Source organism: Pseudoalteromonas sp. HL-AS1 (assembly GCF_031198785.1).
GTDB classification, from domain to species: domain Bacteria; phylum Pseudomonadota; class Gammaproteobacteria; order Enterobacterales; family Alteromonadaceae; genus Pseudoalteromonas; species Pseudoalteromonas distincta.
Genome location: NZ_CP133570.1, coordinates 296,406 through 308,941, shown reverse-complemented (window position 1 = coordinate 308,941; position 12,536 = coordinate 296,406). Strand labels below are relative to the sequence as shown.

The following is a 12,536-nucleotide window of genomic DNA, read 5'->3' as shown; positions in this document are numbered from 1 at the left end:
AGTTTAGGAAACAGCAATGAATACTTTTTATGAATTTGTAATAAAAGAAATTAGAAATGATATTAGTACGCTTCTAATTGATGAAAAGGCTCCTATTCGAATACTATTTTCTGGGCTACCCAAGCTAATGCTTAATTCAGTATTTACTTATCTTTGTGATGGAGAAAAACAGTTACAAATAACTAGAGATGGATTAACTAAATATATTCCCATTCTCCTTGTTGATTCATGTATTGATATTGATCCCGTAAATTTGAATTCAGGTCGATGTACTAATAATCATCTAGTGACTGTTAGGAATACAGAAGAGGGGTCCTATTTTGCACTTCATGCTATTGATGATGCAACACACTTGTCTTCTGAAACAGCGGCAGAACGAAGAGGAATATCAACTCAACATCATAAAAGTATTATTGAATGGTTAGAAGAACCATTTGTATCTAATATTTTAAACTCCATAATTTCAAACTTTCACATTAATGAACAAGAAAGTGTGAGGGGGGGCTATTAACGAGGCTTTGGCGCAAGCATGGGATGGAGATCAAAGGCATCGTGATAGACGGGCAGTTTGGAAAATTATTGAAGATGTTTATGTTCTAACGTCAAAGAATCAGAACAGTACTTACTTATATGAAAGTCTAGGAATACCTAGCATCGAAGATGGAGATATTACAGAGGCACTTAAATTACCACAAAAGATTGCAAGTTATTTTGTAGAGCATGGCTTTGATAATGGCTCAGATCTAATGGTTAATGAATTAACGGATGAGGAATCGGATATAAAAGAAGCCTTAAAGACCTTTATAAGTGCTATATCGGTAAATTGCTTAATGCCCTCAGAATTCCTTGATAACCCAATGGCCAATTATGCCAGAGCAAATGAGTATGAAGAGTTCATCTGGTGGCATACTTTAACAAATAAAATTTGGGTTAAATTACTCGGAGGGTATTCCGAGCCACAGGAATATTCAATTTTAAAAATTGTATGCCAAGATACTCTTTATAATCCTGTTTCGAAAAGTCATCCGGAGGTAATTCAAAAAGGAGCTTCATTTATTATTACTCCGGCAGAAGGTCAAGGTGAAGTAGAGCTTGAAATCAGTAAAGCTTCTGGTAACAAAACCTTACAAGGCGTAGAAAAAATAATCATAAAAGATGAAGAAATAACTTGGACAGATAATGTTGGTTATTTAGAACATGATTTTTTTATTAAATATCAATTTTCGTCAGAGTCACTGGCCAAACCGATTGTTCACAAAGTCATTGAGTTAGAGTCGTTTAAACCTCAAATTACAACTAATTGTCGCTCAGCAACAAAAATAACACCCTTTAAGTTTAAAGCGAAAAAAGGGAAGAAAGCGAAACAAAACAATGAAGGTCATTACGAATGCCAAATTGAATTAAATGGTATTGGCTCCCACACTTTAGATTTATACCACGTTAATGGTCTTACATTAGATTCAACCATGACTGGTTTTTTCTATAACGATTCAGATATTGACGGTATTCAAAAAAATATAACTCCTTCTTCAGATGGTCATGCGGTTTGTTTAATCGAGGCTGACGAAGATTGTACCTATGAATTCGAACTAGATGATAAAGATAGTAATGTTACTCAAAGTTATAAAATCAATATCACGGTTAGTGAATTTATCCCAAAAGGTGTTTCTAGTGAGTTTCGTAAACTGGTAATTGCAAGTTGCGGAGGTAGAACGGCATTAAAAGTTGATGTCAGACAAACCATGCTGTCCAATTTTGAGCACTGGATATTGAATGACTCTGAATCTTATTGTCCAGTTGCACTTGGTCCTGGAGTTAAAAATAAATGGACAAAACCATCTTGGAACACTAATCCTGTCATATCTGAGATGAAATTATTTTTAGATCCTAGACCAACATATGAAACTCTAAATGCTAACATTCCTCAGACCTATGTTGAAAGCCGAGAACATTTACGTATTTTGATAAAAGGCTTATGCGATAAAGATGGAGATTCAATAGAGTCTTTAAATTTTGGTTTGCTTTATTTAGAAGATAAATTTAAATTAGCTTTTAATTCGTATATAAATGAATATTTCAAGTGGTTGAAAAGTGATTATGAGACGGCTATTTGGAGTGACATATTAACGGTACATGGAGAAGAGTCTAGTAACAACTGTTTGAAATCAATACCCGATGCAGTGTTACTATCTCCTTTTCATCCAGTAAGAATAGCTTGGCATTGTAATGCACAAAGTTTACTTGAAGATGCTAGAAAACATGATCTTTGTGCGCCTTCGACAGGAGTAATTGATCCATCGGTATTTCCGGATTGTCTTGCGCTCCCTTGCTTAAATGCCAATTCAACACCTGAGTATAAAGGTTACGCAGTAGTTCGAGCATCATCAGATTATTGGAGCGTTCTGTGGAGCACAGATAGTATATCGAATGTAAACAATGAAAATTACGATTCAATTTTCGGTGATGAGTTTGGAATTACTATAGATGGAATGGCACAAGGCTTTAGTATTCAACAAGTAAAAAGATCACTAGACGATGTGCGTCAACTAGCTTGTGCAAAATCGACATTGTCTATCTCTCTTACTAGTGATACATCAGGTCAAAGCTCTTGTAATGCTGGAGTGGAAGAATGGTGTGAAGAAAACCTCGGTTTTGAACAGGATGAATGGTCCACAGCAGGAGCTAATTCTCTGAGGGTATATGATACTAGGCCTACAAGATCTCAGCCAGAACCTGCTATTCTAGCTGCATTAACTGCCCGTTCAGGAACTAACGTTCGATGGTATACGAAAGAAAATAATGAAGACATTGAAAAAAGAGATCTTGCCATAATAGATCATTTACAGACCATGAGTAACACCTTTGAAAAACATCATTTTTATTCAGCTGTTGATCCAACTTGTTTATACCGAAAAAGTATTAAACATAGCTTTTCAAAACAGAACAAGTTTTTAGCTGAGTCTAGAGTTGGTCACTTTATTACACCAGCGTTCCAAGCCGATGAGACGATAAGAAATTCCTTAGTAAGCTCTTTGCAGCTAATGGAAAATTCATGTAAAGAATATGACCTATTCGATAGCTTAGTATTCGCTCCTAATTTAAAAACACTAGAAGACTCTCTTAAAAATACAGACTTTTGTGCTGTTTCATCATCTACAGTTGATGCTTCATGTTTTCATATGCCTGAGCAAACATCATTATTATGGGATTATGAACTACCTAAATATTCTGCCGAACAAGGGCAATCAAGTGGATTTTATTTATTAGCACGTGAATCAGAAAATATGCACGAAGCACTTAAAAATGCATTGATCGAATTTCAAGACAAAACACCAGTAAGTAAAGAGCAAAGCAAAGGTTTATTACAAGAAATATCTTTAAGGGGTATGCCTACATTAAAGAAAATAACGAGTGGTGGGACCTCAAGTCTTGGTGAAATAGGGATGCTTGTAGCATTAAGGCTGTTGCAAACAGAGTTTCAAACAAATCATACGTGTGACGGTTTAATTCCAGTCTCAAAAGATTCACATATCAACTTGATTATTCCTGCAGATATATTTCAGCCACGGTTTGATAGCTTGAGAGCACATTTAAAGACAGGCAGCATGGAGCGACCTGATCTAATAGTTATCAGCCTTGGTATATTTGAAGATAGTATAAAGTCGATGCGGATAACACCGGTAGAGGTTAAAGCTAGATCTGGAAAAATGCTTGCGGATGAAAGAGTTGATGCAATTAAACAAGCTATAACGTTTTCAACTTTTTTAGAAAATATGCAATCGGAATCTCAAAAAAATGAGATTTGGGGAATCGCATGGAGAGAGATGCTTACATCCTGGATTGATTATGGTTTTAGGGTTTATGGCGAAATTGACAGTATTAAGAAAATAGGAAGTGAATGGTCTAAATTACATCAAGCAACACTGATTAATATAATGTCTCAGGATGTCGAAATTGAAATCGATAAAGTTGGACGTTTAATTAGTTTAGAAAACTGTTTGAATGGTCAAGTGATATCAACTGTCGATAAAAGCTTTAAAGACACAATTATTCTCTCCCATCAATCAGCAGCATCTCTTTTAAGTGATAAGCAAGAGTCAGTGATAGAGAATATATTCGCCAGTGTTGGAAATTGGGGCTTTCTTAGTAAAATAACGAATGAAAAAACTCCTGTCACCACAGTGCTAGTAGGTAATACAGACAACGTTAACAACCCAGCTAACTCATCAACTGAACAACCTGATGATAAAATATCTACCGAAGAGGTTTCTTCAGGTATACATTTTAAAGTAGGTGAAAGTTTAGATAAGTTTGAAAATAAAGATATTACTTTTTACCCAGGGAATACCGCTTTAAACAATATTAATATTGGTGTTGTTGGTGATCTTGGTACAGGTAAAACGCAATTGCTAAAGTCTTTAGTTTATCAATTAGTCAACAAACCTGAAAACAACAGAGGTGTAGCTCCCAAAGTTCTTATTTTGGATTATAAACGTGACTTTAGTGATCTTGATAATGAGAACTGTGAATTTATATCTAAGACGAACGTTAAGGTTATCAAGCCTAAAGATTTACCGCTTAATATGTTTAATACATCTGATTCATCGGCAGCTACACCATGGTTAGATAGGTACTCATTCTTCCGTGATGTTCTTAGTAAAATATTTAGTGCACAGAAACCTCTACAAGATAATTTTTTGAAAAAAGCAGTTAAAAAATGCTTCAATGAAATAGAGGGCAGAGATCCAACTGTTTATGAAGTATTTGAAGCTTACGAAGAGCTGGTTGATGGTAAGGTTGATACTACTTATACAATAATGAGCGATATTATTGATTACGAAATATTTGAAAGTGACCCAAGTAAAATTAAGACATTTGAAGACTTCTTTGACGGGACAATTGCCCTTGATTTAAGTGGCTTTAGCGATGATAAAATTAAAAATATGATCATTGTAATCTTCCTCAATTTTTACTACGACTATATGAAAAAAGTTAAAAAGCGCAAGTTTTTAGGTGAAACACTTCAAACAAGGTTTATCGACTCATATTTACTGGTGGATGAAGCACACAATATAATGCCCTATGAATTTCCAGTATTGAGTAAATTATTACTACAAGGCCGTGAATTTGGCGTAGGTGTAATATTGGCTTCTCAGTATTTCTCGCACTTTAAAACCAATAAAGAAAATTATATGGAGCCAATTCAAAGTTGGTTTGTACATAAAGTACCAGGGATTAAAGTAAGTGATTTAGATCGAATCGGCTTGCCAAACGAAGTGCAAAGTACAATTAACCGTATAGCTTCTTTAGAAGTATTTGAGTCCTTATGCAAAACCTTAAATCATAATGGTGAATTTATTAAAGGTGTACCATTTTATAAGCTGGATTAAGTTGCGATTTAAAGTATCCTACCTGATATTAATTATGAGAATAATATATTACACTGTTTTTATATACAGTTTTTGGGGTTTTTGCTTTGACCGTGGTAGATGATAATAAAAATTTTAAGTCAGTAGGGACGTATATTGACCTTTTCTCTGGATGCGGTGGATTCTCTCTCGGCCTTGGTAATGCCGGCTGGAGAGGGCTTTTTGCCGTTGAAAAAGATCCTATGGCATTTGAAACTTTTAAACATAATTTAATTGATGGCGATAAATATAACCATTTTGATTGGCCGGAGTGGCTACCAAAAAAAGCAACTACAATTCAAACGTTACTTGAAGATTATGCCGATTCGCTGAAGGCGTTAAAGGGAAGTGTAGACTTGATTGCGGGGGGGCCACCATGCCAAGGTTTTTCACTAGCAGGTAGACGAAATTCCTCAGATCCAAGAAATCAGCTTTCTGAGCAATATATCAAAATGGTAAAAATTGTAAGCCCTAAATATTTAGTCCTTGAAAATGTTCGTGGCTTTAACGCGACATTTAAAGATTCGAATGGTGTAGCTGAAAAGCAGCCGTACTCGATGGTTGTAAAAACTAAGCTAGAAAAGCTTGGCTACAAAGTTTTTACAGATTACGTGCACAGTGAAATGTATGGTGTGCCTCAAAAGCGTACCCGTTTCATTATGATTGGTATTAGAAAAGACATTTTCAAACATGATGTTGACCCTTTTTCAGTGCTTGAGTCATTAAGATGCGATTTCCTTAAGAAGAAAAAATTACCTAAAACACCTATTTCCGTTAAAGCGGCAATAAGTGATCTTGAACACATTGGTGCAAAAAAAGTTTATCACTCAGGAAATGAAAATACAGGTTTTAAAAAATTAGATTATGTACTTCCTGACAAATTGACAACGTTCCAAAAGGCGATGAGAAATGGGCTTAATAATTCGAAACCAAATGGTTTGAGAATCGCTAGGCATCGAGACACTACAGTCGCAAAGTTTAAACACATACAACAAGTATGTCGCCCAGGACTAGGTCTAACAAAAGAGCAGAAAGAAGAAATAGGAATGAAAAAACAAGTAATAAGTGTTTTGGATCCCGGAAAGCCATCTAGAACTTTAACCACGTTACCTGATGACTTGTTGCATTATTCTGAGCCTCGAATTCTAACTGTTCGTGAGAATGCAAGAATACAGTCCTTTCCTGATGATTTTAAATTTTTGGGTAAATATACAACAGGTGGACATCGAAGAACTCAAGAATGTCCGAGGTATACTCAGGTAGGGAATGCGGTTCCACCATTGCTAGGTGAAGCTTTAGGTGTTCTTATTTACAGTCTGGAAAAGTTTGAAAACCGCGGAAAGTATTCTCTAAAAGGCTAACGTAACTTCGATACTATAAGCAGTTAGAGTCGGGTGGAATAGTTTAATAAGGTGAACTTTAAATCGCGTTTATAGAGTTTTAGTAAGTTCCACGGCTCATTAATATTTAATTGGTTTATAGTGCTCTGAATAAAACTTAGTAGCTCTGGCTGAAGTGCTGTTTCAAGCGAGCTTTTATGTAAATAAATAGCGGTAGGTAATGATTTACCATGTTTGAGTTTTTTAACTAAGTCACGGTATTTAGGAAAGCTTAATGATGAGGGTAAATTGGAATCCATTAAATTGACTCGAGCAGCTAAGATAATTAAATATACATAACGCTATAACCAACGACAAATATGAAAGCAGTTGCTAAGGCAATTTCCCCGTGATCACACCCGAAATTAAATTAATGATGAGTAATTAACAGCATGGATGCTGTTAAAAGCGTAGCTTGGCCATGGATGGCCTATCTACGCTGGTTACGTTCATATCATTAATTTAAATTGAGGTAATAGTGTGATCCTCGGGGCGCCGTGGGGTTCCAAGGGGCGGTCGGCGGTATCCGCCTCTTGGTTGCCATCGCCAACGCGATATAAGTAAATTATTTTAAAAGCTACGCTTTTCGCGCGAGCAAGCTGGGCGCCTACAGGTATTTAGGTGAGCTTTGCATGTTGATTGGGGTAATGAGCTAGTTATTAAAGAGAAAGCGCGATGTAAAATTGCACCTACGCTTTTGTTGAGTGCGGTGGTTTAATTATTGTAGGTGAGGTTTTATACCTCGCGGGTGCTTTATAAAAACCAGACACAAGGTGCACTCCCACCCACAGCTTTAATTTTTGCTTTTTGGATTAGTAATGTTGATGTGTTTTTTCACATTTATAGGTACACTCTTTTAAAGTTTTAATTCAGGGAATGAATAATGATTAAATGGATTTTACTGGTATTTATTAGCGTATTTACAACTTTTCCTCAAGCTGGTGAGGCTTACACACAAGCCCAATGCGATAGCATTAAAAAGCAGCGCGAAGCTATTCGCTCTCAATTTAGAAGTGGCTACAGTAATAAAGAAGGTGAGCGTTTAACTGCGCGCGATAAAACGCTATTTACCTTACTTGCTAACAACTGCAGTAAGCCTAAAAAGAGTGGTAGCGCTTATCAGGCTACTTCTTCTACCCCAACTCGTAGGCCTGTAGTGGTAAAGTAATTTTGGCCACCCATTAAGAAAGAATTGTTATGCTGATAAGCATACAAATTTGGGTGAAAAAATGACGAAATTAAAACGTGCAACGTATTCTGCAGCAATCAAATTAGAAACAGCTCAGCTTGTAGTTGACCAAAGTTATACTCAAGAAGAAGCAGCCAAAGCGATGGGTGTGGGTAAATCAACCGTTAGTAAGTGGGTTACTCAATTAAAGCAAGAGCGTAATGGCCAGCCACCATCGGCTTCGCCAATGACGCCCGAACAAATTGAAATCCGCGAACTTAAAAAGCAAATCCAACGCATCGAATTAGAAAAGGATATATTAAAAAAGGCTACCGCTCTCTTGATGTCCGACTCCCTGAACAATTCTCGTTAATTGAGAAACTAAATCAACGAGAGCGTTACCCAATTAGCGTGCTGTGTAACGTATTCAATGTGCATCGTAGCAGTTATAAATATTGGGCTATAAGGGATACAACGCCGACACCAGAACAAATAAGGCTAGAGGCTGAAGTTAGAGCAATACATGCAATGAGCGGCGGCTCAGCTGGGGCGCGGACAATCGCGGCAATAGCAACGAACAATGATTTTGAATTGAGTCGTTATCGTGCTGCTAAGCTAATGGTTAAATTAAAGCTTGAAAGCTGCCAAGTACCTCAACATTCATATAAACGCGGCGGTAATGAGCACCTTGAAATTCCAAATCTGCTTGATAGACAATTTGATGTTGTTGAGCCAGATACCGTGTGGTGCGGTGATGTGACGTATATTTGGGTAGGTAATCGCTGGGCTTATTTAGCCGTTATTATTGATTTATTTGCACGTAAAGTAGTTGGCTGGGCCATGTCGTTGTCGCCAGATACTAATTTAACGCTAAAAGCGCTTGAACTCGCGTATGAAAGCAGAGGAAAACCGACAGGACTGATGTTTCATTCAGACCAGGGTAGTCACTATACCAGTTTAAAATATCGTCAACGTTTATGGCGCTATAAAATCAAACAAAGTATGAGTAGGCGTGGAAACTGTTGGGATAATGCACCAATGGAGCGATTTTTTAGAAGCTTTAAAACGGAATGGATGCCAAAGGTTGGATATGGAAATTTTATAGATGCTAAATATAGCGTTAGTGATTATATCAACGGATATTACAACAACGTTAGGCCGCATCATTATAATGCCGGTTTAGCGCCAAATGAATCTGAGGTTAGATATCAAGATTCTAAAACTGTGGCCAAATTTTATTGACCACTACAGCCTAATAGCAATTGGTTACTCAATCAAAAAGTATCAAACATGTCTTTGCACAGCGATAGCTATAAAGATGCCGCTAAGCTTGATGCTTGGTCAAAATTTTATAAATTGCCCAAACGTTGCCGTAAGAAAGGTATGGAGTCGGCCGACTTTGTATGGTGTAGCGAGTATCGGGGTAAGCAAAAAGAGTTGTTTGAAGCACAGTGGCAAGAGCGCCCATAAAGATGTTTAAAACAAAATTGCGCGTGGTGTTTGTATTTTTTGTGCTGCTAATAGCATCGGCGCTCATTGCTAATCATTTTACTGGGCGGGTATTTAATTATTACGATCCTATAGGCGAGGTTAAACGAATTTATAATAGTTTATCGTCGCAGATAGCTACTGAACCGTTAGCAACTAAACAGCTCAAAAATGTAAGCTCGGCAACTTTACAAAATGCATCAGTACCTGTCGATAATCATTTATCGCAAGCTAACAATACTCGCTGCGTGGATGTGTCGTTGGGTAAGGTTAAATATAAACGTAATGGCGATATATTTACATGGACAGACAGTGACGGTGTACCGCATTTTAGTGATAAAAAACCGGACTTCGCAGTAGCAACTTACGATACTGGTTTTATTGAACCGTTAGATTACTTTGATCTCACTTTAAATACACCTAATTTACCTTCGTCATTTAACCAAGAGTTACGCATAAAACTCAATACTGTATTTAAAGTATACGGGCAGATTATTGGCGTGCATGCACTTAAAAAGGTAAAGCTTAATTTAACGGTATTGCCTACGCGCCGCGCTTATGAGGCCGCAATAAAGCAACGCGGTGGTGACCCTACAAACACTGCGGGTATGTATTTTCACGCGAGTAATTCTGCTTTTATTCATTATGATAATGCACACAGTGCAATGCGAACTGCGGTACATGAAGCAGTGCACGCCATTAATAAAGCAGTTTTAGGTTACACCCCGAGATGGTTTAATGAGGGGTTTGCTGAATACTTTGAGCTTACTAAAAATAATATGCAAACAGCTATTGTTGAGCCGAATAGTTCATGGACGAAAAATAACAATATTACTAAAAGTGTATTTTCGATTGATTCGTTAGTGGGTTTGGATGACTCATGGAAAAAAGGTGACATCAGTAAGTTGTATGCAAGCAGTTGGGCTGCAATTTACTTTTTAATGGATACTCAAGCAGGGAGAGCGTTACTTAAGAATATAATGCTTGCTGAGCAAGAATTCCTCTGTAATAAGCTATCTGAAAAGCAATTAAAAACGATGATGTATAAGCAATTTCCTAATCTTAATCGTGAATATTCTCAGAGGTTAAAAAAGCCTTTAAAAGCGCATATATTTTAAATAAGGTAAAAATTTAAAAGCTTCGCTTTTCGCGCCTACAGGTGTTTAGCTTGGCTATTAAGCTCAAAATGTCATTAACTTTCCATAAGTAACTTATGCTTTACTTATGGGGTTGTGTTTTATTTTACTTCCTATAAGTAAGGTAAGGTTTACTTATAGGCAGTAAATATATGTTCAAACTTAAAAGTAAGTTATATTTGACTTTTGGGTTGGCTACCCTAAAATAAATTGTATAAGTAAACTATAGTTGACCTTTCATGAGTGAATTACCAGCAAAAAAAACACTTGGAAGAGTTGTTAAACGCACTGAAATGCCTGATCTATCAAAGCCATTTTCGTCGGTGCGGCTCGCTAAAGCGATTACTTCAAAGCGAACTGGCATGAAGCTTACGCTGGTTGATGTATCGCAAGCACTTAATATTTCAAAGCCTACGCTGATAAAAATAGAAAAAGGTGATGTGAATGTGCAGTTTTTTAATGTACTCAAAGTGATGGAATACTTGGGGCTGTCGTTTAGCCTTGTCAGTGATGACGAGTCGCACCACAATAACAAGGATGAGGTGAGCGATGAGCAGTGGTATTAAAAAAAATAGCTTAGATGTATTTATTGGGCATACGCAGAAGATAGGTGCGATAACTCTTGATATAGGCTCTGAAAATGAAATTGCATTTACCTATGAGCCTGAGTGGATTAATAAGGGTTTTGCTATTTCACCACACTTACCGCTCAATGGTGATTTTGACTCACGTGATGTGCGCAATTATTTACAAAACTTATTACCCGAGGGCAAAGGTCTTGATGAAATTATAAGTAGTACTACTATCTCTAAAAATAATACGTTTGGTTTGATTAAAGTAATTGGCGAGGAAACGTCAGGCGCTTTGTCGTTTAGAGCAAGTAACAATACTTTAAAGCAAACATCTTTTCGTGAAGTAACTAATGACGAGCTAAGCCAAAAACTTAAACGCTTTGTACAAGTTGGAGAGCCAATTACTCATTGGGATGGCCGAACTCGGCTCTCTGTTGCTGGCGTTCAAGACAAACTAAACCTACTCGAAATCAATAATAAATTAGGATTTGGTGAAGGGGAGCTATGTTCTAATAAAATTTTTAAATTCGAAACAGGTACCGCGCCTTTCATTGCAGTAAATGAACTTTTTACCATGCTTTTGGCAAAAGAGTCGGGGCTCAATGTTCCCCATGTTGAGTTGCGTACTTACGCAGATGTAAGAGTATTTGTAATAGATCGTTTTGATAGGCGCGTTACACAAGATCAAAGCCGTGTATTACGTCGTCATATTATTGATGGTTGCCAAGCCACTAATTTACCTCCTTCTTATAAATATGAGCGTCAGCATGGTGATGATGGGGATGGTATTTATATTAGAGATGGCGTTTCTTTTGCAAAACTATTTAATGTTAAAACAACGAATGTACAAGCGTATGAGGCTCAGCTTATTCGTTGGATGACATTTAATATTTTAGTACGTAATTACGATGCTCATGGCAAAAACATTAGTTTTTTTGTTGGCAAAAATGGTTTAGAGCTTACGCCGTTTTACGACTTGGTAAATATAGAGGCTATTATTGAGCAGGGAAGCATTGACCGTGATATGGGCTATTTACAGCCCAAAATATCAAGGTGTTATGCTATGTCAGTGGGTGAGCATAATTCGCAAAGTGCAGGCAATTTTACTAATGAGATTACAGCTTACATGTTAGCTGATCTTGCTGATGAATTTGCTATTTCACTACCACGGATGCAACTACTTATGAGTCAAACCGTTGACTCTGTATTAGCCGCAATTGATACTGCTAAAGTTTCTGCTGTTAAAAATAACTTGTCTACTGCTGAATTAGCACACATTGATTTGTGCATAAAAATAATTAATAAAGCTGCAAATAAGCTGAGTGAGCAAATAATACAACTACCAAATATGGATGCATTTATTTAAATATTAGAAAATAAATACA

10 protein-coding genes are annotated in these 12,536 nt (G+C 36.8%); 9 read left to right on the top strand and 1 reads right to left on the bottom strand.

Translation table 11 applies throughout. The annotated features are described in order from the left end of the window. Window positions 1-16: 16 nt before the first annotated feature. From RB214_RS18390 to RB214_RS18380, 3 genes are all read left to right on the top strand, one after another. The gene (locus RB214_RS18390) at window positions 17-511 is read left to right on the top strand and encodes a hypothetical protein (protein ID WP_309169420.1); all 495 of its coding nucleotides are present in this window, start codon (window positions 17-19) and stop codon (window positions 509-511) included. Between the two features lie 7 nt (window positions 512-518). Then, on the top strand, window positions 519-5,390 hold the full coding sequence (locus RB214_RS18385; protein WP_309169419.1) for a helicase HerA domain-containing protein: 4,872 nt from the start codon (window positions 519-521) through the stop codon (window positions 5,388-5,390). 92 nt (window positions 5,391-5,482) lie between these two features. Next, window positions 5,483-6,769: a DNA cytosine methyltransferase gene (locus tag RB214_RS18380; protein WP_309169418.1), complete on the top strand. Its 1,287-nt coding sequence runs from the start codon at window positions 5,483-5,485 to the stop codon at window positions 6,767-6,769. Window positions 6,770-6,792: 23 nt separating this feature from the next. Here the strand turns inward: RB214_RS18380 and RB214_RS18375 are convergent, their stop codons facing one another. Then, on the bottom strand, window positions 6,793-7,047 hold the full coding sequence (locus RB214_RS18375; protein ID WP_309169417.1) for a hypothetical protein: 255 nt from the start codon (window positions 7,045-7,047) through the stop codon (window positions 6,793-6,795). Between the two features lie 623 nt (window positions 7,048-7,670). Here RB214_RS18375 and RB214_RS18370 point away from each other — a divergent pair. From RB214_RS18370 to RB214_RS18345, 6 genes are all read left to right on the top strand, one after another. Further along, window positions 7,671-7,955 (top strand): hypothetical protein, encoded by a 285-nt coding sequence (locus RB214_RS18370; protein ID WP_309169416.1) that lies wholly within the window; start codon window positions 7,671-7,673, stop codon window positions 7,953-7,955. 61 nt (window positions 7,956-8,016) lie between these two features. Continuing rightward, window positions 8,017-9,197 (top strand): IS3 family transposase gene (locus tag RB214_RS18365; RefSeq protein WP_165723895.1). Its coding sequence is split into 2 segments (ribosomal slippage): window positions 8,017-8,275 and window positions 8,275-9,197, totalling 1,182 coding nucleotides; the frame shifts between segments, so codons are not numbered across the junction. 48 nt (window positions 9,198-9,245) lie between these two features. Further along, window positions 9,246-9,425 (top strand): hypothetical protein, encoded by a 180-nt coding sequence (locus tag RB214_RS18360; RefSeq protein WP_309169415.1) that lies wholly within the window; start codon window positions 9,246-9,248, stop codon window positions 9,423-9,425. 2 nt (window positions 9,426-9,427) lie between these two features. After that, the gene (locus RB214_RS18355; RefSeq protein ID WP_309169414.1) at window positions 9,428-10,561 is read left to right on the top strand and encodes a DUF1570 domain-containing protein; all 1,134 of its coding nucleotides are present in this window, start codon (window positions 9,428-9,430) and stop codon (window positions 10,559-10,561) included. Between the two features lie 257 nt (window positions 10,562-10,818). Next, window positions 10,819-11,145 (top strand): helix-turn-helix domain-containing protein, encoded by a 327-nt coding sequence (locus RB214_RS18350; RefSeq protein WP_029753647.1) that lies wholly within the window; start codon window positions 10,819-10,821, stop codon window positions 11,143-11,145. Continuing rightward, window positions 11,129-12,517, top strand: a complete 1,389-nt coding sequence (locus RB214_RS18345; protein ID WP_309169413.1) for a HipA domain-containing protein — start codon at window positions 11,129-11,131, stop codon at window positions 12,515-12,517. Before RB214_RS18350 ends, RB214_RS18345 begins: the two co-directional genes overlap by 17 nt. The last annotated feature ends 19 nt before the right edge of the window (window positions 12,518-12,536 follow it).